Origin of the sequence: Achromobacter aegrifaciens (assembly GCF_902859735.1) — a bacterium.
In the GTDB taxonomy this organism is placed as follows: Bacteria; Pseudomonadota; Gammaproteobacteria; order Burkholderiales; family Burkholderiaceae_B; genus Achromobacter; species Achromobacter aegrifaciens.
Genome location: NZ_CADIJY010000005.1, coordinates 288,402 through 309,666, shown reverse-complemented (window position 1 = coordinate 309,666; position 21,265 = coordinate 288,402). Strand labels below are relative to the sequence as shown.

Below are 21,265 nucleotides of genomic sequence, written 5' to 3'. Positions count from 1 at the left end.
AATTTGCCCGGGGACAGCGCAGTTTGCAGTCCCCGGGCTTTTGCGTTTCCAGGAAACCCCTACTGGGGGTATGCCCTTTACAGGGGGGTTTCCTGGAGTCGTATCACCTGGGGCCGTGGTTGACGGCCCATGCAACCTCGAGTCGGAGTGCTCATGCCTTACTCGTACACCGAAAAAAAGCGCATCCGCAAAAGCTTCGCCAAGCGTGAAGACGTTCAAAACGTTCCTTTCCTGTTGGCGACACAGCTTCAATCCTACCTAACTTTCCTGCAGGCGGATACCGCCCCGTCCGATCGCGTAGCCGACGGTTTGCAGGCGGCGTTCTCGTCGATTTTCCCGATCGTTAGTCACAACGGTATGGCGCGCTTGGAGTTCGTGAGCTATGTGCTCGGCGAACCGGTGTTCGATGTCAAGGAATGTCAGCAACGTGGCTTGACCTATGCCTCGCCCCTGCGAGCCAAGGTCCGCCTGGTGCTGCTTGACCGCGAAGTCAGCAAGCCCACCGTGAAGGAAGTGAAGGAACAGGAAGTCTACATGGGCGAAATTCCGCTCATGACGGGCACGGGTTCCTTCGTCATCAACGGCACCGAGCGTGTCATCGTTTCGCAGCTGCACCGCTCGCCTGGCGTGTTCTTCGAGCACGACCGCGGCAAGACCCACAGCTCCGGCAAGCTCTTGTTCTCGGCCCGCGTGATTCCTTACCGCGGCTCGTGGCTGGACTTCGAATTCGATCCGAAGGACGTCCTGTTCTTCCGCGTCGACCGTCGCCGCAAGATGCCCGTCACGATCCTGTGCAAGGCCATCGGCATGACGCCGGAATCGATCCTGGCCAACTTCTTCGACTTCGACAACTTCGAATTGAAGAGCGAAGGCGCGATGATGGAATTCGTTCCTGAGCGTTGGAAGGGCGAAATGGCCCGTTTCGACATCAGCGACCGTAGCGGCAAGGTCATCGTCGAAAAAGACAAGCGCATCAACGCCAAGCATCTGCGCGACCTGGCTGCCGGCGGCATCCAGCGCATCTCCGTGCCGGAAGACTTCCTGTATGGCCGCGTGCTGGCCAAGAACATCGTCGACCCGGACACCGGTGAAGTCATCGCCAACGCCAACGACGAAATCACGGAAAGCGTGCTGGGCGCCCTGCGCGCCGCCAACGTGCACGACATCCAGGCCCTCTACACGAACGACCTGGACCGCGGCCCGTACATCTCGCAAACGCTGCGCACCGATGAAACCGCCGACCAGATGGCCGCGCGCGTTGCCATCTACCGCATGATGCGTCCTGGCGAACCGCCCACCGAAGAAGCGGTGGAAGCGCTGTTCCAGCGTCTGTTCTACAGCGAAGAAACCTACGATCTGTCGCGCGTCGGCCGCATGAAGGTCAACAGCCGTCTGGGCCGTGGTGAAGACATCACCGGTCCGATGACGCTGACCAACGAAGACATCCTTGAAACCATCAAGGTGCTGGTCGAGTTGCGTAACGGCCGTGGCCAGATCGACGACATCGATCACCTGGGCAACCGTCGCGTGCGTTGCGTCGGCGAACTGGCCGAGAACCAGTTCCGCGCCGGCCTGGTGCGCGTCGAGCGCGCCGTCAAGGAACGTCTGGGCCAGGCCGAGACGGAAAACCTGATGCCGCACGACCTGATCAACTCCAAGCCGATCTCGGCTGCCATCAAGGAGTTCTTCGGTTCGAGCCAGCTGTCGCAGTTCATGGACCAGACCAACCCCCTGTCGGAAATCACGCACAAGCGCCGCGTTTCCGCACTGGGCCCGGGCGGTCTGACCCGCGAGCGCGCCGGCTTCGAAGTCCGCGACGTGCACCCGACCCACTACGGCCGCGTCTGCCCGATCGAAACGCCGGAAGGCCCGAACATCGGCCTGATCAACTCCATGGCGCTGTACGCTCGCCTGAACGAGTACGGCTTCCTGGAAACGCCTTACCGCAAGATCATCGACGGCAAGGTCAGCGAGCAGATCGACTACCTGTCGGCCATCGAAGAAAGCCACTACGTCATTGCGCAGGCCAACGCCGCGCTGGACGAGGAAGGCCGCTTCGTGGACGACCTGGTGGCTTGCCGCGAAGCCGGCGAAACCATGCTGACCGCCCCGGCCAACGTGCACTACATGGACGTTGCCCCGTCGCAGATCGTGTCGGTCGCCGCCTCGCTGATTCCGTTCCTGGAGCACGACGACGCGAACCGCGCGCTGATGGGCGCCAACATGCAACGTCAGGCCGTGCCTTGCCTGCGTCCGGAAAAGCCGGTCGTGGGTACGGGCATCGAGCGCACCGTGGCCGTTGACTCGGGTACGACCGTGCAAGCCCTGCGTGGCGGCCTGGTCGACCACGTCGATGCCGAGCGTGTCGTGATCCGCGTGAACGATGAAGAAAACGTCGCTGGCGAAGTCGGCGTCGACATCTACAACCTGATCAAGTACACCCGTTCCAACCAGAACACGAACATCAACCAGCGTCCCATCGTCAAGCGTGGCGACAAGGTCGCCAAGGGCGACGTGCTGGCTGACGGCGCATCGACCGACCTGGGCGAACTCGCCCTGGGTCAGAACATGCTGATCGCGTTCATGCCCTGGAACGGCTACAACTTCGAAGACTCGATCCTGATCTCCGAAAAGGTTGTTGCCGATGACCGCTACACCTCGGTCCACATCGAGGAACTGACGGTCGTCGCCCGCGACACCAAGCTGGGTCCGGAAGAAATCACGCGCGACATCAGCAACCTGGCCGAGACGCAACTGAACCGTCTGGACGATTCGGGCATCACGTACATCGGCGCCGAAGTCAGCGCCGACGACGTGCTGGTCGGCAAGGTCACGCCCAAGGGCGAAACCCAGCTGACGCCGGAAGAAAAGCTGCTGCGCGCCATCTTCGGTGAAAAGGCGTCCGACGTTAAGGACACCTCGCTGCGCGTGCCCTCGGGCATGACCGGCACCGTGATCGACGTGCAAGTGTTCACGCGCGAAGGCATCGTGCGCGACAAGCGCGCCCAGTCCATCATCGACGATGAACTGCGCCGCTATCGCCAGGACCTGAACGACCAGCTGCGCATCGTTGAAAACGACCAGTTCGACCGTATCGAAAAGATGCTGGTCAACAAGACCGTCAACGGCGGCCCGCGCAAGCTGGCCAAGGGCGCCACGATCACCAAGGCATACCTGGCTGATCTGGACCGCTGGCAGTGGTTCGACATCCGCCTGGCCGACGAGCCGCACGCCGTCGTGCTGGAGCAGGCCAAGGAATCGCTGGAGCAGAAGCGCCACCAGTTCGACCTGGCTTTCGAAGAAAAGCGCAAGAAGCTGACGCAAGGCGACGAGCTGCCCCCGGGCGTGCTGAAGATGATCAAGGTCTATCTGGCCGTGAAGCGTCGTCTGCAGCCTGGCGACAAGATGGCAGGCCGTCACGGCAACAAGGGCGTGGTTTCGCGCATCACCCCGGTGGAAGACATGCCGCACATGGCTGACGGCACGCCGGCCGACATCGTTCTGAACCCGCTGGGCGTGCCCTCGCGGATGAACGTCGGCCAGGTGCTGGAAGTGCACTTGGGCTGGGCTGCCAAGGGCGTGGGCCACCGCATCGCCGACATGCTGCGCGACGAGCGCACTGCGCAGGTCAAGAACGTCCGCGCCTACCTGGACAAGGTCTACAACACGACCGGCACCGGTGCGCGCATCGACGAGCTGACCGACGAAGAAGTCATGGAAATGGCGCAGAACCTCAAGAACGGCGTGCCGTTCGCGACGCCCGTCTTCGACGGCGCGACCGAAGAGGAAATCACCACGATGCTGGAACTGGCCTATCCGGACGAAGTCGCCAAGCGCATGGCGCTGACGCCTTCGCGCACGCAGGCGTGGCTGTACGACGGCCGCACCGGCGAGCAGTTCGAGCGTCCGGTCACGGTCGGCTACATGCACTACCTGAAGCTGCACCACCTGGTCGACGACAAGATGCACGCGCGTTCGACCGGCCCGTACTCGCTGGTTACCCAGCAGCCTCTGGGCGGCAAGGCGCAGTTCGGCGGTCAGCGTTTCGGGGAAATGGAAGTGTGGGCGCTGGAAGCATACGGCGCCGCCTACACCCTGCAGGAAATGCTGACGGTGAAGTCCGACGACATCACCGGCCGTACCAAGGTATACGAAAACATCGTCAAGGGCGACCACGTCATCGACGCCGGCATGCCGGAATCGTTCAACGTGCTGGTCAAGGAAATCCGCTCGTTGGCCCTGGACATGGATTTGGAGCGTAACTAATGAAAGCGCTACTCGACCTCTTTAAGCAAGTCTCGCAAGACGAGCAGTTCGATGCCATCAAGATCGGCATCGCCTCGCCCGAGAAGATCCGTTCGTGGTCCTACGGCGAAGTTCGCAAGCCCGAGACCATCAACTACCGTACGTTCAAGCCCGAGCGCGACGGCCTGTTCTGCTCCAAGATCTTTGGCCCGATCAAAGACTACGAGTGCTTGTGCGGCAAGTACAAGCGCCTGAAGCATCGCGGCGTGATCTGCGAAAAGTGCGGCGTGGAAGTCACCGTCGCCAAGGTCCGCCGTGAACGCATGGGCCACATCGAGCTGGCCAGCCCCGTCGCGCACATCTGGTTCCTGAAGAGCCTGCCGTCGCGTCTGGGCATGGTGCTCGACATGACCCTGCGCGACATCGAACGCGTTCTGTACTTCGAAGCCTGGTGCGTGATCGAACCCGGCATGACGCCGCTCAAGCGCGGCCAGATCATGTCGGATGACGATTTCCTCGCCAAGACCGAAGAGTACGGCGACGACTTCCGTGCCCTGATGGGCGCGGAAGCCGTGCGCGAACTGCTGCGCACCATCGACATCGACCGCGAAGTGGAAACGCTGCGCGGCGAACTGAAGGCCACCAGCTCGGAAGCCAAGATCAAGAAGATCTCCAAGCGCCTGAAGGTGCTGGAAGGCTTCCAGAAGTCCGGCATCAAGGCCGAGTGGATGGTCATGGAAGTGCTGCCCGTGCTGCCGCCGGACCTGCGTCCGCTGGTGCCGCTGGACGGCGGCCGCTTCGCGACCTCCGACCTGAACGACCTGTACCGCCGCGTCATCAACCGCAACAACCGCTTGAAGCGCCTGCTGGAGCTGAAGGCTCCGGAAATCATCCTGCGCAACGAAAAGCGGATGCTGCAGGAAGCCGTCGACTCGCTGCTGGACAACGGTCGCCGCGGCAAGGCCATGACCGGCGCCAACAAGCGCCAGCTCAAGTCCCTGGCCGACATGATCAAGGGCAAGAGCGGTCGTTTCCGTCAGAACCTGCTGGGCAAGCGCGTCGACTACTCGGGCCGTTCGGTCATCGTGGTGGGTCCGCAGCTCAAGCTGCATCAGTGCGGCCTGCCCAAGCTGATGGCCCTGGAACTGTTCAAGCCGTTCATCTTCAATCGTCTGGAGATGATGGGCCTGGCCACGACCATCAAGGCTGCCAAGAAGCTGGTGGAAAGCCAGGAACCGGTGGTCTGGGACATCCTGGAAGAAGTCATCCGCGAACACCCGGTCATGCTGAACCGTGCGCCCACGCTGCACCGTTTGGGCATCCAGGCGTTCGAGCCGGTCCTGATCGAAGGCAAGGCGATCCAGCTGCACCCGCTGGTTTGCGCGGCGTTCAACGCCGACTTCGACGGTGACCAGATGGCCGTTCACGTGCCGCTGTCGCTGGAAGCCCAGCTGGAAGCGCGCACGCTGATGCTGGCCTCCAACAACGTGCTGTTCCCGGCCAACGGCGAACCGTCGATCGTGCCGTCCCAGGACATCGTGCTGGGTCTGTACTACACGACGCGCGAGCGCATCAACGGCCGCGGCGAAGGCATCTTCTTCACCGACGTCGCTGAAGTGCAGCGCGCCTACGACAACGGCGAAGTCGAACTGCAGTCGCGCATCACCGTGCGTCTGAAGGAACACGAGCGCGACGAGAACGGCGAATGGCAGCCGGTGATCCGCCGTCACGAGACGACGGTCGGCCGCGCGCTGCTGTCCGAAATCCTGCCCAAGGGCCTGCCCTTCACGGTGCTGAACAAGGCGCTGAAGAAGAAGGAAATCTCGCGCCTGATCAACCAGTCGTTCCGCCGCTGCGGCCTGCGCGACACCGTGATCTTCGCTGACAAGCTGATGCAGTCGGGCTTCCGCCTGGCCACGCGCGGCGGTATCTCCATCGCCATGGGCGACATGCTGATCCCGACCGCCAAGGAAGGCATCCTGGCCGAAGCCAGCCGCGAAGTGAAGGAAATCGACAAGCAGTACTCGTCGGGTCTGGTCACGTCCCAGGAACGCTACAACAACGTGGTGGACATCTGGGGCAAGGCCGGCGACAAGGTCGGCAAGGCGATGATGGAACAACTGGCCACCGAGCCCGTGATCAACCGTCACGGCGAGGAAGTGCGCCAGGAATCGTTCAACTCCATCTACATGATGGCTGACTCGGGCGCCCGCGGTTCGGCCGCCCAGATCCGCCAGCTGGCCGGTATGCGCGGCCTGATGGCCAAGCCGGACGGCTCGATTATCGAAACGCCGATTACCGCGAACTTCCGTGAAGGCCTGAACGTACTCCAGTACTTCATTTCGACTCACGGCGCGCGTAAGGGTCTGGCCGATACGGCACTGAAGACCGCCAACTCGGGCTACCTGACCCGTCGTCTGGTCGACGTGACGCAAGACTTGGTGATCACCGAGGACGATTGCGGCACCTCGCAGGGCTACAACATGAAGGCCCTGGTCGAAGGCGGTGAAGTCATCGAACCGTTGCGCGATCGCATCCTGGGTCGTGTGGCTGCTGTCGATATCGTCAACCCGGACACGCAGGAAACGGCCATCGTCGCCGGCACCCTGCTGGACGAAGACATGGTCGACACCATCGACCGCATCGGCGTGGACGAAGTCAAGGTCCGCACGCCGCTGACTTGCGAAACGCGCCATGGCCTGTGCGCGCACTGCTACGGCCGTGACCTCGGCCGCGGCTCGCCGGTCAACCAGGGCGAAGCGGTTGGCGTCATCGCCGCCCAGTCCATCGGTGAACCGGGCACGCAGCTGACGATGCGTACGTTCCACATCGGTGGCGCGGCATCGCGTTCGGCCCTGGCCAGCGCGGTGGAAACCAAGTCCAGCGGTACCGTCGGTTTTGCCAGCACGATGCGCTACGTCACGAACGCCAAGGGCGAACGCGTGGCGATCTCGCGCTCCGGCGAACTGGCGATCTTCGACGACAACGGCCGCGAACGCGAACGCCACAAGATCCCGTACGGCGCGACCGTGCTGGTGGGCGATGGCGAAGCCGTGAAGGCTGGCGCGCGCCTGGCGACCTGGGATCCGCTGACCCGTCCGATCGTGTCGGAATACGGCGGCGCCGTCCGCTTCGAGAACATCGAAGAAGGCGTGACCGTTGCCAAGCAGGTGGACGAAGTCACCGGCCTGTCGACGCTCGTCGTCATCACGCCGAAGACCCGTGGCGGCAAGATCGTCATGCGTCCGCAGATCAAGCTGGTCAACGAGAACGGCGAAGACGTCAAGATCGCCGGCACCGATCACTCGGTGAACATCTCGTTCCCGGTGGGCGCGCTGATTACCGTGCGTGATGGCCAGCAGGTTGCCGTGGGTGAAGTTCTGGCGCGTATTCCGCAAGAATCGCAAAAGACCCGCGACATTACCGGCGGTCTGCCGCGCGTGGCCGAGCTGTTCGAAGCCCGTTCGCCGAAGGATGCCGGCATGCTCGCCGACGTCACCGGCACGGTCTCGTTCGGCAAGGACACCAAGGGCAAGCAGCGTCTGGTCATTACCGACCTGGAAGGCGTGAGCCACGAGTTCCTGATTCCGAAGGAAAAGCAGGTTCTGGTGCACGACGGCCAAGTGGTGAACAAGGGCGAAATGATCGTGGACGGCCCGGCCGATCCCCACGACATCCTGCGCCTGCAAGGCATCGAGAAGCTGGCGACCTACATCGTCGACGAAGTGCAGGACGTGTACCGTCTGCAGGGTGTGAAGATCAACGACAAGCACATTGAAGTGATCGTCCGCCAGATGCTGCGTCGCGTGAACATCGTCGACGCCGGCGATACCGAGTTCATCCCGGGCGAGCAGGTCGAGCGCTCCGAGCTGTTGAACGAGAACGACCGCGTCACGGCTGAAGACCGCCGTCCGGCCAGCTACGACAACGTGCTGCTGGGTATCACCAAGGCCTCGCTGTCGACCGACTCGTTCATCTCGGCCGCTTCGTTCCAGGAAACCACCCGGGTCCTGACCGAAGCCGCCATCATGGGCAAGCGCGACGACCTGCGCGGCTTGAAGGAAAACGTCATCGTCGGCCGCCTGATCCCGGCGGGTACCGGCTTGGCTTACCACCATGCCCGCAAGGACAAGGAAGCGCTGGAGGCTGCGGAACGCGAAGCAGCCCGCCAGCTGGCCAACCCGTTCGAAGACTCGCCGGTCACGGTGGGCTCGGATGCGGAAACGCCGGCTTCCGACCTGGGCGCCGAGGATTCCGCCGCATAAGCGGAAGCACCCGGCAGGGATGCCGCGCGCAGTCCGGCGCGGCATGCCCGGAATCAAAAAGGCCGCTGATGCGAATCAGCGGCCTTTTTTTGTCTGGCGCAGGGGAGCTTACTTTGCGACCTGCGCCTGCGCGTGCCGGAACACGGGCCCCCAGACGGGATGGCCGGCTTCGTTGGGCGCCAGTTCGAAAGCGGGGTCCAGCGCCAGAATGCGGGCGAAGCTGTCTTCGCACAGCCGCGGATACTTGCTTACGCAGTAGCTGAACGCCTGCAGCTTGTAGGCCTCGATGCGTACCGCCTTGGTGGAGGTGGCCAGGGCGTCGGAGGTGGCGACGCCGCGGATGACTTCTCCGTAGCGGCCGGCGCTGTATTTGTCGCGTACCTGCTGCAGCTGGTCCAGGGCTTCCGCGGTGGGAGGCGCTTCCGGCTTTTGGGATGAGACGCCGGCGCAGCCCGCCAGCAGGGCCGATAAGCCGAGCAGACTACTCAGAACGCGAATTTTCATGGCTTCCAAAGGTGTAGAGGGGTTTAGCGGTACGCTATCGTGCCACAGCCTGATGCGCTCGGACATTTTCGGCAATGTCCTTGCGGTGCGGATTGGATAATATTCGCCTTATTCCATAGTTAATTCAGCTGTCGCGCGACAGCGCAGTCCCGATCATGTCTTCTTCCGCCGGCCTCCTGACGCCGCGTGGCCCCTTTTCCGGCGCCGCGCCGCTTGCACTGCGTCCGCTGAGCGCCATCGCCGCCAGCACGGCGGGGGGGGTGCCGGAAACCCGCATCAAGCGGCTTTTGTCCGATCTGCTGCCGTCCTTGATGGCGCTGCATGCCCAAGGTGAAATCTGCGGCGATATTTCGCTGGATACGGTGGGTATGGACGAAAACGCCCGTGCCCATCTGGTGCCTGAACTGGTCGTGGCGCGTTCGCGCCGTGCTACCCGCACGCCGACCCCGGGTTTTGCGCCGTTCGAACTCTACACGGATTCGATGGAATGGCCGCGCGGCCCCTGGAGCGACATCTACGCCCTGTGCGCGGTGATGCATACGCTGGTCATCGGCAGCAAGCCCGCCCCGGCGCCTGAACGCCGGGCGGAAGATACCTACGAGCCGCTTGCGTCCCTGGGTTTGCCGAAGTACAGCCAGGACTTCCTGGCAGTGATCGACGCCGGCCTGGCCATGGCGCCCGCCGACCGCCCGCAGACGCTGGCCGACCTGGCAGGCATGCTGGGCATCGCCGCGCCGGTCGAAACGGCGCCGGACCCGGTGATTCCGGCGCCGGCTTCGCGCGCGGCACCCGCCGCTGCCGCCGCAGCGCATCAACCTGCGCGCGGACGCCATCCCCTGCTGGTTCTGCTGCTCATCGTGGCGTTGATCGGCGCGGGCGTTTACGCCTGGTTCGAGTCGGGAATGGGTGCGCCGAATGCGCTGATTACCCGGTCCGAAGTGGTCCAGCCGAACCCGCCAGCGGTGCATCCCCTGCCGCCGCCATCGCCATCGCAACCGGCGCCGGGAGCCGCGTCTGCGGTGCCGCCGTCGCTGCCCGAGGTTCGAACCCCGCAGGAAACCGCACCTCAACCCCCAGTCGCGGGAAGCGCACCCGCCCAGAGCGACACCCCGGCTCAGCCGGCGGTGCCAGCCGAGGCGTCTGGGACTACGTCAACTCCGCCCGCGGCCGCGCCGGCCGAGACTCCCGCCGTGGCCGAAGAGGCTCCGAAGCCCAAGCCGGTTCCCGTGCTGGTGCGGTTGGACATCCGCCCTTGGGGCGAGGTCTGGATCAATGGCGTGGCGCGGGGCATCAGTCCGCCCGTCAAGGAACTGCGGCTGATACCCGGCAAGTACCAGGTGGTGCTGCGCAACGCCGATCTGCCCCCGTACCGCATGACGCTGGAGGTCAAGGCGGGCAAGCCCGCCGTGATCTCGCACGTCTTCCAATAAGGATCGCCGCGGCTATGCCGCGGGCATCTCCTCCGGCGCCATCGGCAGGCGCAGCGTGAAGACCGAACCCACGCCCAGCTCGCTGCTGACCTCGACCGATCCGCCGTGGCGTTCGGCCACCGTGCGCACGAATGCCAGGCCCAGGCCCGCGCCACCGACATCGCCGCGGGTTTCCACACCCACGCGCGAGAACGGCTCGAACAAGCGGGCCAGATCCTGCGCTGCGATACCCTGGCCCTGATCGCGGATATTGACGCGCCAGAAGCCGGGTTCCTCGTCGATGCCGCATTCGATCCGCGTGTCCGCCGGGCTGTATTTGATGGCGTTGTCGATCAGATTGCACAGCGTGCGCATGAGCAGGGTCTGATCGCCGCGGACGTAGGCGGCGGGCAGCGGCAGCGCGAGGGTGAGTTCAATGCCGCGCTTCTGCGCCGAGGCCCAGAACTCGTCCACGGCGTCCTGGAGCAGGCTGCCTAGATCCAGCTCTACTGCGCTGATCGTCATCGACTCGGCACGGGTCAGATGCACGAAGTCGTCGACCAGGCGCAGCGTACGGTTGGCCAGCGCGGCGATGCGGCCCAGGGTTTCACCCTGGTCTTCGGCCGAGCCGCTTTCCTGCTTCATTTCGACCAGCGCGAGGATCGAGCTTTGAGGCGCGCGCATGTCGTGCGAGATGAAGCGCAGGGTTTCCTCGCGCTGGCGTTCGGCCTGGCGGATGCGCGAGATGTCCGTCAGCGTGGTGACGGTGCCGGCGAAGTTGCCTTCGGCGGTATGGATGGGCGCGCATTTCAGGATCAGGTCGCGCCCCGCGTGGTCGCGTATCTCCAGGTCGGCGCTCCAGGGCGATGGCGCGGCGACCGGGCCTTGGCCGCTGAGCGCTTCGGCGACGCGTTGGCGCGTGGCAGGATCGGAGATGGTCTTCTCGAGCAGGTGCGCGGCCGGGCGGCCGACGCGGGGAGGGCGCATGCCCAGCCGCTGGAAATACATGACCGCCGCCTGGTTGCGGAATTGCATGCGGCCGTCCTGATCGAAAACCAGCGTGGCGTCCGGCATGCCGTCCAGGCCGTCGGCCAGGAAGCGGCGCAGGTTGCGCACGCGGGCCAGCGCCCGGCGCAGCTCCCCGACGCGGCTCTCCAGCGACACGCTGGGTCCCGCGCCCTGGGCGCCGGCTTCGTTCAGCACCGGCGGGTACTCGCGCTGCAGGCGACGCAGCTCGTTGTCCATGTAGCGCAGCGCGGCCTCCTGGCTGCGCCAGCTCCAGAGCGGATAGCACAGCGTCACGCCCAGCAGGGCCGCGGCCGGCGCGAACCACACATAGGCATAGGCCAGCAGCAGCAGCGCCGTCAGCAGGATGAGGGCGAACAGCGCCAGGCTGACCAGCAGGGCCCGCTTGGGCGACAGTCGCCACAAGGCCAGGCAGGCCAGCAGCACGGGCAGCGCCGCAAATAGCGCGTTGCACCAGGCGGGCGGCAGCCTATAGGCGATGTCGTCGCGCGCGGCGTGCAGCAGGTTGGCGATGATCTCGACCCCCGACATGCCGCTGACGTCATGCGATACCGGTGTCGGGTAAGCGTCGCCCAGGCCGGTGGCCCAGGCGCCGACCAGCACGTACTTGCCGCGCAGATCCTCCGGCGACAGATCGCCGCGCAACACGGACAGGTAGGACACGGTGCGCGTATGCGCGGTGGGGCCGGCGTAGGGGATCAGGATGCTGCCGTCAGGCGCGGCGCGTTTCAACAGCTTTTGCGCGGAATCCGGTTCGCCGCCGACGTCCAGCATGGCCAAGGCCAGATGGTTCCAGCGGCGGTCTCCAAGCCGCGCGGTCAGGGTGGCTTCGCGCACCACGCCATCCGGGTCGATGCGCGCGTTGATGAAGCCTTTCGCGGCGGCGGCCTGCGCCACGCCGGGGATGGGTTCGTTGACGGCGGAAGGGCGGTCGAGCCGGTCCAATACGACCGGCAGGACGGCGCGTCCGTGACGCCGGATGCTGTCGGCCAGAATGCGGTCGTCGTTCGGATTGGCCATGTCCGGTTCGGCGAAGATCAGGTCCAGAGCCACGGCTCGAGCGCCCTGCAGCCGGTCCAGCAGCGCCGCGTGGACCGCGCGCCGCCAGGGCCAATGGCCCAGCGCCTTGACGCTGTCATCGTCTATCGCGACGATCAGGATATCGGGATCGGCGGCACGCCCCGTTACCGACAAGGCGCGGTCATAAAGAATCTGGTCGAAACGGCCCAGGCCGTTGAAGGCGCCCAGGATGGCGGCAAGCGCCGCCAAAGCCACAGTCAGCCACAGCCCTGAGCGCGAGGTCCGGTCCTGCGGATCGGCGTCGGCCATGGGGCGGGCTCTAGTAATCGGTCAGCGTGATCAGGCCGCCCGTGCCGCTGGCGACGCCCGAGCCGTCGGAGGTCAGGAGCATGTTCGCGCCCTCGAAGGTTGCGATCGCGTCGCGCCCGTTCAGGCCCAGGTCATCCACCGCGCGCACGGACACGTAGTAGGTGCCGGGACCGGGCGCCGTAAAGCGGATGTCGTTGGTGGGGAAGCTCGTCGACGATACCGGCAACGCGCCTTCGGCATCGCGCGAGACGCGCACCAGATAGCTCTGTGCGCCGGACACGGGCGAGACGTCAGCGGTCCAGGCGCCGCCGCCCGCACGCGTGGGCGTGCCCAGTTGCGGCGCATCCAGCAGCGCGCGCATGCCCGAGACGACGCCGTCCGCGCCGACCGCCGCACCGTAGCCCGTGGCCACCGCCACGGGTTTGGCCGGGGCCGATCCGGGGGCGTGGGGCTGCAGCCGCACGCTGCCTTCCAGCACTTCGCTGTGCACGCCTTGCGCGCCGCTTTGTACGCGGAAGCGCGTGCCACGCACGCCGGTGACTGCGACCGGCGTGCGGACTTCGAAGCGGCCCACGCCCTGTCCGGACGGTGCCACGGTCGATTCCACGCCGCCCTTTTGCACCTGGACGACGGAATCCGTCAGCGCCGTGCCTTCGAACTGGCGCAGGCGCGTCAATTCGACCGAACCGCCAGCCGGCAGCGTCAGCTTGGAACCATCGGCCAGCTCCAGCGTCACGAAGCCGTTGGCGGCGGTGCCGACCGTGCTGCCTTCGGCCACGGTATCGCCGGCCCGCAGGGGCTTGCCATCGACGTTCGCCTGGCCGCTGACGTGCACGACGCGGGCGTCGGCGGGCCGTACGGGAATCATGGACAGCGGAATGCGCAACTCCAGCCCGATGGGCAGCGTTTCGGGCGTGACGACCTTGTTCAGGGTCTGCAACTGGTTCCAGTTGGCCGGCTTGTGCGTATAGCGGGTCGCCAGGTCGATCAGCGTATCGCCTTGCCGTATGCGGTAGATGAAATCATCTCCGAGCGCGCCGGCAGGCTGGCTGCGCGCCGGCGCCATCAACGTCAGGCAGGACATCAGGGCAAGCAAAGAAAGCGCGCGGCAGCGGCTCATGACTCTCGATTCTCCAGGGATGCGCGCAGGCGCTTACTGCGGATTGACTGCGATGTCTTCCGGCGAGCTGATCAGCTCAAGCCGGTAGCCCAACGCATATGAAGACGTAAGACGCACGCCATGTTCCGGACGCAGCTGGAGCTTTTGCCGGATGTTCGACAAGTGGGTGTCCAGGGTGCGCGAGGTGGCCGGAATTTCCCGGTTCCATACACATTCAGCCAGCACGTCGCGGGACATGAGGCGGCCGACATTGCGGAAAAACAGCAGCGCCAGTTCGAATTCCTTGGGGGCGAGCGGCACAACCGCGGAATCCAGGGTGATGCTGCGGGCGGCGGGTTCGATGCGATAACGCGCTACGTCGAAGGCATCGTTCGCGGGCTCGGCAATCTGGCTGCGGCGCAGCAAGGCCGCCACCCGGGCCAGCAGCTCCAGGGGGCGCAACGGTTTGACGATGTAGTCGTCCGCGCCCGCGCGCAGGCCTTCCACCAGATCGTCTTCGCTGGACCGGTTGGTCAGGAAGATGACCGGGATGCGCGGGCCGATATTGGCACGCAGCCACCGCACCACATCGTCACCGTCGATGTCGGGCAGATGCCAGTCCAGCAGCACCAGGTCGAAATGCTCAGTGCGTAGCGCGGCCAGCAGATCCCGGCTTTGCTGATAACTGGTGCAGTCGTATCCGGCAGTGGTCAGAACTTGCTGGATGCGTCGTGCTTGATCCAGGTCGTCTTCCAGCGACGCGATTTTCATCAGACGTGTTCTCGCGAAGGTTTGCTACGCAAGCGCGCGCTATGGCGCCCTACTGCAAGATGAGAAAGGAATATATAGGTGTAAACGAATGATAACTCGGGAGGGGCCCCGGCTGGCTACGTTATGGCAAGAACTGTCAAACATTGCAAAGTTGACGAATCTTGACTGGAGTTGTTGCGTAACAACGCGCCACACTGTCTCAATCGTTCTCCCCTCCGCAGTACGGCGGGGGCGGAGCCGGTCGAGGTTGTTGGTCGGATGGAACAGATATGAATCAATTGCGCATACTTATGATGTCACCGGACGAGGCCGCTCGCGGCATTGCCGTGTCCGCATTGCTGCAAGCTGGTATTTCTGCACGCGGTTGCTCGACGTCTCTCGAATTGTTTGGATTGCTCAACGGCGGCGGCTATGACGTCGTGGTCCTGGATGTCGGGACCTTGGGTGAAATCGGCTACGCCCTGGTGGCGCGCCTGCACGGCTCGTCGTCGATGGGCATCGTGGTCACGGGGCGCGGCATGTCGGTGGATAGCCGCCTGCGCTGCCTGCAAAGCGGCGCAGACGCCTGTCTGCCAGATCCGCAGGATCCGCGCGAGCTGGCCTGCATCCTGCTGTCCCTGGCGCGCCGCCTGCCCGCGGGGCAGGACGCGGCGTCCGTGGCCGAGGCCGCCCAGAACGGGCAGTGGGAACTGCGAGACCAGGGCTGGACCCTGGCGGCGCCCTCGGGGGCGACCATCTCCCTCTCCGCCAACGAACGCCTGATCGTGCGCTCGCTGCTGGAAGTCGCGGGCAAGGCCGTGGGCCGGACTGAATTGGGCGACGAGCTGCAGGTTGAAGGCGGCGGGGTGCGCGCCAGCGGTTCGCGCAGCATCGACGTGATCGTCAGCCGCTTGCGCCGCAAGGCCGAGCTGGCCGGGGTGATGCTGCCGATCCGCACGGTCTACGGCAGCGGCTACCTGTTCGCCGATCAGTAACGCGGGCGGGTACACTGGTTGGCGTGCCTGGCGCCAGCTGCTGCCGGAAAGTCCGCCTATCGTTTTCCCGCGGTTCGTCACGATCAGCGGCCCCAATTTCCGCTTCCGTTTTTCGGCATATGTGGCCCTAATTTCCGCGAGCGCCGCCGAACGGGCGGTCTTCTGCCGGCAACACGCCACATCGCAGACCTTACAATTTTCTTTGACAGCAAGCCTTTATCTCAGTTATGCTAAAGGGCTTACTGCTTTATTTCGCGCGCAAAAACTGGCCGCGGTAGGGTTCAGAAGTACGGTGTCTGGGAACGGGGTGCGTCACGAGCCTTTCGTCTTCCAGGCCACACGGCTTCGCGGCATCGGGTCCTTCCGGCGTCGTCGCTCCACGGCATCCAGCTTTGTGCGTTTTGTCATAGTTTGTTGGCAAGCCCGCTCTTTTACGTATACGAACGTTTGAGGCGGTTTTGCGCGAACTGCCTTCTCCGAAAGTTCACTGCTTGAGGAGACGAGTACGTAAGTACTTACCCAGTGGTACGTAAAAGGGATTTCAAAGGTCATGCCTACCATTAGCCAACTCGTGCGCAAGCCGCGCGAAGTCAGCATCATCAAAAGCAAGAGCCCCGCGCTCGAAAACTGCCCGCAACGCCGCGGCGTGTGCACTCGCGTGTACACCACCACCCCCAAGAAGCCGAACTCCGCTCTGCGTAAGGTTGCCAAAGTGCGTCTGACCAACGGTTACGAAGTCATTTCGTACATCGGCGGTGAAGGCCACAACCTGCAAGAGCACTCGGTGGTTCTGGTGCGTGGCGGTCGTGTGAAGGACTTGCCCGGTGTGCGTTATCACATCGTGCGCGGTTCCCTCGACCTGCAAGGCGTCAAGGATCGTAAGCAAGCCCGCTCGAAGTACGGCGCCAAGCGCCCGAAGAAGGCTTAATAACGAGTCAGCAGTACCCCCGCGTGGCGGAAGTCCGTCACTAGGGAAGTGCGACCGCGCCATCCAGATGATGGGAATGTGCGCGGCACGTAAGGGGTCGTCTCCATGGACGGCCATGGCCGTGTAATGAAACACGGTTCAACTGAACAGACACAAGGAAGCAACAATGCCCCGTCGTCGCGAAGTACCCAAGCGCGAGATTCTGCCCGATCCCAAGTTCGGCAGCGTCGAACTCGCCAAGTTCATGAACGTCGTCATGCTGGACGGCAAGAAGGCCGTCGCCGAGCGCATCGTTTACGGCGCCCTCGAGCAAGTGCAAACCAAGACCGGCAAGGAGCCGATCGAAGTTTTCAGCCTGGCGATCAACAACATCAAGCCGATCGTCGAAGTGAAGAGCCGCCGCGTTGGCGGTGCCAACTACCAAGTGCCGGTTGAAGTGCGCCCCGTGCGCCGCCTGGCCCTGGCTATGCGTTGGCTCCGTGAAGCCGCCAAGAAGCGTGGCGAGAAGTCGATGGATCTGCGTCTTGCTGGCGAACTGATCGACGCCTCCGAAGGTCGTGGCGCCGCGATGAAGAAGCGCGAAGACACGCACAAGATGGCAGAGGCCAACAAGGCCTTCAGCCATTTCCGCTGGTAATTTAAGGACTAACCCACCATGGCCCGCAAAACCCCGATCGAGCGCTATCGCAACATTGGTATCTCTGCGCACATCGATGCAGGGAAAACCACCACGACCGAACGTATCCTGTTCTACACCGGCGTCAATCACAAGATTGGCGAAGTGCATGATGGCGCAGCCACCATGGACTGGATGGAACAAGAGCAAGAGCGTGGCATCACCATTACGTCGGCTGCTACGACGGCGTTTTGGCGTGGCATGGCCAAGAACTATCCCGAACACCGCATCAACATCATCGACACCCCGGGACACGTGGACTTCACCATTGAGGTGGAACGTTCCATGCGCGTCCTGGACGGTGCTTGCATGGTCTACTGCGCGGTGGGCGGTGTTCAGCCCCAGTCCGAAACCGTGTGGCGCCAAGCCAACAAGTACGGCGTGCCGCGTCTGGCCTTCGTCAACAAGATGGACCGCACCGGCGCCAACTTCTTCAAGGTCTATGACCAGCTGAAGAACCGCCTGCGCGCGAACCCCGTCCCCGTCGTGATCCCCATCGGCGCCGAAGACACGTTCAAGGGCGTGATCGACCTGGTCAAGATGAAGGCGATCATCTGGGACGAAGCCAGCCAAGGCATCAAGTTCGACTACGAAGACATTCCGGCCGAACTGCAAGGCGCGGCTGAAGAATGGCGCGAAAAGCTGGTCGAAGCTGCCGCCGAGTCGTCCGAGGAACTGATGAACAAGTACCTCGAGACCGGTTCGCTGGAAGAAGCCGAGATCAACCTGGCCATCCGTCAGCGCACCATCGCCGGCGAAATCCAGCCGATGCTGTGCGGCACCGCCTTCAAGAACAAGGGCGTGCAGCGCATGCTCGACGCCGTCATCGACTACCTGCCGTCGCCCGTGGATATTCCGCCGGTCGAAGGCACCGATGACAACGGCAACGAAGTCCTGCGTCAAGCTGACGACGGCGAGAAGTTCTCGTCGCTGGCGTTCAAGCTGATGACCGACCCGTTCGTCGGCCAATTGACCTTTGTCCGCGTGTACTCGGGCGTCCTGAAGTCGGGCGACACCGTGTTCAACCCGATCAAGGGCAAGAAGGAGCGTATCGGCCGCATTCTGCAGATGCACGCGAACAACCGCGAGGAAATCAAGGAAGTTCTGGCTGGCGACATCGCCGCCGTCGTGGGCCTGAAGGACGTGACCACCGGCGAAACGCTGTGCGATGTCGATTCGCACGTGACGCTGGAGCGCATGGAGTTCCCCGAGCCCGTGATTTCGCAGGCCGTGGAACCCAAGTCCAAGGCTGACCAGGAAAAGATGGGCCTGGCGCTGTCGCGCCTGGCGCAGGAAGATCCGTCGTTCCGCGTGCGCAGCGACGAAGAATCCGGCCAGACCATCATTTCCGGCATGGGCGAACTGCACCTGGAAATTCTGGTTGACCGCATGAAGCGCGAATTCGGCGTGGAAGCGAACGTCGGCAAGCCGCAGGTGGCTTACCGCGAAACCATCCGCAAGACCTGCGACGAAGTTGAAGGCAAGTTCGTCAAGCAGTCGGGCGGTCGCGGTCAGTACGGTCACGTGGTTCTGAAGGTCGAGCCGTTGGCTCCTGGCGGTGGCTACGAATTCGTGGACGCCATCAAGGGCGGTGTGGTTCCTCGCGAATACATCCCCGCGGTGGACAAGGGCATCCAGGAAACGCTGCCTTCGGGCGTGTTGGCTGGCTACCCGATCGTCGACGTCAAGGTCACGCTGTTCTTCGGTTCGTACCACGACGTGGACTCGAACGAAAACGCGTTCAAGATGGCCGGCTCCATGGCATTCAAGGAAGGTCTGCGCAAGGCCAGCCCCGTGCTGCTGGAACCGATGATGGCCGTTGAAGTCGAAACGCCTGAAGACTACGCTGGCACCGTGATGGGCGATCTGTCCTCGCGTCGCGGCATGGTTCAGGGCATGGACGACATGGTTGGCGGCGGCAAGACCATCAAGGCCGAAGTTCCGCTGGCCGAGATGTTCGGTTACGCCACGAACCTGCGTTCGCTGACGCAAGGTCGTGCCACGTACACGATGGAATTCAAGCATTACTCCGAGGCTCCCAAGAACGTCGCTGACGAAGTCATCGCCGCTCGGGCCAAGTAAATAACCCTCGCCGCGTCCGCCCAAAAGGCGGCGCGGCAAATATCGAAATTTCCTTGAAAGTCAAAGGATAGAGATCATGGCAAAAGGCAAGTTTGAACGCACCAAGCCGCACGTGAACGTCGGCACCATCGGCCACGTTGACCACGGCAAGACCACCCTGACGGCGGCCATCACGACCGTTCTGTCGAACAAGTTCGGCGGCGAAGCCAAGGGCTACGACCAGATCGATGCGACTCCTGAAGAAAAGGCTCGCGGCATCACGATCAACACGGCTCACGTCGAGTACGAAACGGAAGCGCGTCACTACGCGCACGTTGACTGCCCGGGCCACGCTGACTATGTGAAGAACATGATCACGGGCGCCGCGCAAATGGACGGCGCGATCCTGGTCGTGTCGGCCGCTGACGGCCCGATGCCGCAAACCCGCGAACACATCCTGCTGTCGCGCCAGGTTGGCGTGCCGTACATCATCGTCTTCCTGAACAAGGCTGACATGGTTGACGACGCCGAGCTGCTCGAGCTGGTGGAAATGGAAGTCCGCGAACTGCTGTCGAAGTACGACTTCCCGGGCGACGACACCCCGATCGTGAAGGGTTCGGCCAAGCTGGCGCTGGAAGGCGACAAGGGCGAACTGGGCGAACAGGCCATCATGGCTCTGGCCGCTGCGCTGGATTCGTACATCCCGACGCCCGAGCGCGCCGTGGACGGCACGTTCCTGATGCCGGTTGAAGACGTGTTCTCGATCTCGGGTCGCGGCACCGTGGTGACCGGCCGTATCGAACGCGGCGTGATCAAGGTCGGCGAAGAACTCGAAATCGTCGGTATCGTTCCGACGGTCAAGACGACCTGCACGGGCGTGGAAATGTTCCGCAAGCTGCTGGACCAAGGTCAAGCCGGCGACAACGTGGGCATCCTGCTGCGCGGCACCAAGCGTGAAGACGTCCAGCGCGGCCAAGTTCTGGCCAAGCCGGGCTCGATCACCCCGCACACCGACTTCACCTCCGAGGTGTACATCCTGTCCAAGGAAGAAGGCGGCCGTCACACCCCGTTCTTCCAAGGCTATCGTCCCCAGTTCTACTTCCGCACGACGGACGTGACGGGCACGATCGAACTGCCGGCCGACAAGGAAATGGTTCTGCCGGGCGACAACGTGGCCATGACGGTCAAGCTGCTGGCCCCCATCGCCATGGAAGAAGGCCTGCGTTTCGCCATCCGTGAAGGCGGTCGTACCGTCGGCGCCGGCGTCGTCGCCAAGATCCTGAAGTAATTCGGATCACTTAAGCAGCACACAACCAGCGAGGGCGGCCTCGTCGCCTTCGCCTCTCGTTCTTTAGGAAACGCCATGAAAAACCAAAAGATCCGTATCCGCTTGAAAGCCTTCGATTACAAGCTGATCGATCAATCGGCCGCTGAAATCGTCGATACCGCCAAGCGTACCGGCGCAGTTGTCCGCGGTCCGGTGCCGCTGCCCACGCGTATCCGTCGCTACGACGTCCTGCGCTCGCCGCACGTCAACAAGACGTCGCGCGACCAGTTCGAAATCCGTACGCACCAGCGCCTGATGGACATCGTTGATCCCACCGACAAGACCGTTGACGCTCTGATGCGTCTGGACCTGCCGGCCGGCGTCGACGTCGAAATCGCGCTGCAGTAATAAAGCGCTTCGGGCCTGCTACCTTCGCCGGCAGGCACGAAATAAAAATGGCCGCATCCCTCGGGAGTGCGGCCATTTTGTTTTGGAACCGCTGAGCGCGACGCCCGGTTCCGGGCGGGCAGGGCGCCCAAACGTTTCCTTCCGGATTTTGTTAGCAGGCGCTCACTACCGGATTCAGCCCCAGCCAACGCCGCCAAGGCGGTCTGCTTATGCTGGCTGTGGTGAATTTGCCCTTTGCAGTGGAGCCGAAGCGCGCTAAGTGCTTGTGTCCACTGGAAAAAACGTGCTAATATGCGAAGCTTG

The 21,265-nt window shown here is 63.6% G+C and carries 13 protein-coding genes; 9 read left to right on the top strand and 4 right to left on the bottom strand.

What is annotated here, in order from left to right:
- Window positions 1-153: 153 nt before the first annotated feature.
- Both rpoB and rpoC read left to right on the top strand, forming a co-directional pair.
- Window positions 154-4,266 carry a DNA-directed RNA polymerase subunit beta gene (gene rpoB, locus HV766_RS17515; RefSeq protein WP_054459368.1) on the top strand — a complete coding sequence of 1,371 codons (4,113 nt, stop codon included), beginning with the start codon at window positions 154-156 and terminating at the stop codon, window positions 4,264-4,266.
- A complete protein-coding gene (rpoC, locus tag HV766_RS17510; protein WP_175181595.1) occupies window positions 4,266-8,510 on the top strand; it encodes a DNA-directed RNA polymerase subunit beta' in 4,245 nt (1,414 codons plus the stop codon). Before rpoB ends, rpoC begins: the two co-directional genes overlap by 1 nt.
- A 108-nt stretch (window positions 8,511-8,618) precedes the next feature.
- Here the strand turns inward: rpoC and HV766_RS17505 are convergent, their stop codons facing one another.
- Complete coding sequence (locus tag HV766_RS17505; protein ID WP_054459372.1) at window positions 8,619-9,014, bottom strand: TssQ family T6SS-associated lipoprotein; 396 nt, start codon at window positions 9,012-9,014, stop codon at window positions 8,619-8,621.
- A gap of 155 nt (window positions 9,015-9,169) precedes the next feature.
- Here HV766_RS17505 and HV766_RS17500 point away from each other — a divergent pair, with 155 nt between their 5' ends.
- Window positions 9,170-10,444, top strand: coding sequence for a serine/threonine-protein kinase (locus HV766_RS17500; RefSeq protein ID WP_175160073.1), 1,275 nt, complete (start codon window positions 9,170-9,172; stop codon window positions 10,442-10,444).
- Window positions 10,445-10,456: 12 nt separating this feature from the next.
- On the opposite strand, the gene HV766_RS17495 is transcribed toward HV766_RS17500, so the two are convergent.
- From HV766_RS17495 to HV766_RS17485, 3 genes are read right to left on the bottom strand one after another with little or no spacing between them, the layout of a single operon-like run.
- A complete protein-coding gene (locus tag HV766_RS17495; RefSeq protein ID WP_175181594.1) occupies window positions 10,457-12,778 on the bottom strand; it encodes a CHASE2 domain-containing protein in 2,322 nt (773 codons plus the stop codon).
- A 10-nt stretch (window positions 12,779-12,788) separates the two neighbouring features.
- On the bottom strand, window positions 12,789-13,898 hold the full coding sequence (locus tag HV766_RS17490; protein ID WP_054459377.1) for a FecR family protein: 1,110 nt from the start codon (window positions 13,896-13,898) through the stop codon (window positions 12,789-12,791).
- Between the two features lie 33 nt (window positions 13,899-13,931).
- Window positions 13,932-14,648 (bottom strand): response regulator transcription factor, encoded by a 717-nt coding sequence (locus HV766_RS17485; RefSeq protein WP_054459379.1) that lies wholly within the window; start codon window positions 14,646-14,648, stop codon window positions 13,932-13,934.
- 383 nt (window positions 14,649-15,031) lie between these two features.
- Between HV766_RS17485 and HV766_RS17480 the strand changes: the two genes are divergently transcribed.
- The 6 genes from HV766_RS17480 (at window position 15,032) to rpsJ (ending at window position 20,962) form a co-directional block, all read left to right on the top strand.
- Entirely contained in the window at window positions 15,032-15,622 is a 591-nt protein-coding gene (locus HV766_RS17480) for a response regulator transcription factor (protein WP_370528727.1), read from the top strand.
- A gap of 550 nt (window positions 15,623-16,172) precedes the next feature.
- Window positions 16,173-16,550 (top strand): 30S ribosomal protein S12, encoded by a 378-nt coding sequence (rpsL, locus tag HV766_RS17475; RefSeq protein ID WP_005017264.1) that lies wholly within the window; start codon window positions 16,173-16,175, stop codon window positions 16,548-16,550.
- 166 nt (window positions 16,551-16,716) lie between these two features.
- Window positions 16,717-17,187 (top strand): 30S ribosomal protein S7, encoded by a 471-nt coding sequence (gene rpsG, locus HV766_RS17470; RefSeq protein ID WP_006216561.1) that lies wholly within the window; start codon window positions 16,717-16,719, stop codon window positions 17,185-17,187.
- A gap of 18 nt (window positions 17,188-17,205) precedes the next feature.
- Window positions 17,206-19,308 (top strand): elongation factor G, encoded by a 2,103-nt coding sequence (fusA, locus tag HV766_RS17465; protein ID WP_054459383.1) that lies wholly within the window; start codon window positions 17,206-17,208, stop codon window positions 19,306-19,308.
- Between the two features lie 76 nt (window positions 19,309-19,384).
- The gene (gene tuf / locus HV766_RS17460) at window positions 19,385-20,575 is read left to right on the top strand and encodes an elongation factor Tu (RefSeq protein ID WP_119449751.1); all 1,191 of its coding nucleotides are present in this window, start codon (window positions 19,385-19,387) and stop codon (window positions 20,573-20,575) included.
- Window positions 20,576-20,650: 75 nt separating this feature from the next.
- Window positions 20,651-20,962, top strand: coding sequence for a 30S ribosomal protein S10 (rpsJ, locus tag HV766_RS17455; RefSeq protein ID WP_003806903.1), 312 nt, complete (start codon window positions 20,651-20,653; stop codon window positions 20,960-20,962).
- Window positions 20,963-21,265 lie beyond the last annotated feature (303 nt).

Coding starts and splice junctions, on each gene's coding strand:
- tuf (WP_119449751.1), top strand. CDS start 19,385: ATGGCAAAAGGCAAGTTTGAACGCACCAAGCCGCACGTGAACGTCGGC.
- HV766_RS17500 (WP_175160073.1), top strand. CDS start 9,170: ATGTCTTCTTCCGCCGGCCTCCTGACGCCGCGTGGCCCCTTTTCCGGC.
- fusA (WP_054459383.1), top strand. CDS start 17,206: ATGGCCCGCAAAACCCCGATCGAGCGCTATCGCAACATTGGTATCTCT.
- HV766_RS17490 (WP_054459377.1), bottom strand. CDS start 13,898: ATGAGCCGCTGCCGCGCGCTTTCTTTGCTTGCCCTGATGTCCTGCCTG.
- HV766_RS17495 (WP_175181594.1), bottom strand. CDS start 12,778: ATGGCCGACGCCGATCCGCAGGACCGGACCTCGCGCTCAGGGCTGTGG.
- rpsL (WP_005017264.1), top strand. CDS start 16,173: ATGCCTACCATTAGCCAACTCGTGCGCAAGCCGCGCGAAGTCAGCATC.
- rpoC (WP_175181595.1), top strand. CDS start 4,266: ATGAAAGCGCTACTCGACCTCTTTAAGCAAGTCTCGCAAGACGAGCAG.
- HV766_RS17505 (WP_054459372.1), bottom strand. CDS start 9,014: ATGAAAATTCGCGTTCTGAGTAGTCTGCTCGGCTTATCGGCCCTGCTG.
- HV766_RS17485 (WP_054459379.1), bottom strand. CDS start 14,648: ATGAAAATCGCGTCGCTGGAAGACGACCTGGATCAAGCACGACGCATC.
- rpoB (WP_054459368.1), top strand. CDS start 154: ATGCCTTACTCGTACACCGAAAAAAAGCGCATCCGCAAAAGCTTCGCC.
- rpsG (WP_006216561.1), top strand. CDS start 16,717: ATGCCCCGTCGTCGCGAAGTACCCAAGCGCGAGATTCTGCCCGATCCC.
- rpsJ (WP_003806903.1), top strand. CDS start 20,651: ATGAAAAACCAAAAGATCCGTATCCGCTTGAAAGCCTTCGATTACAAG.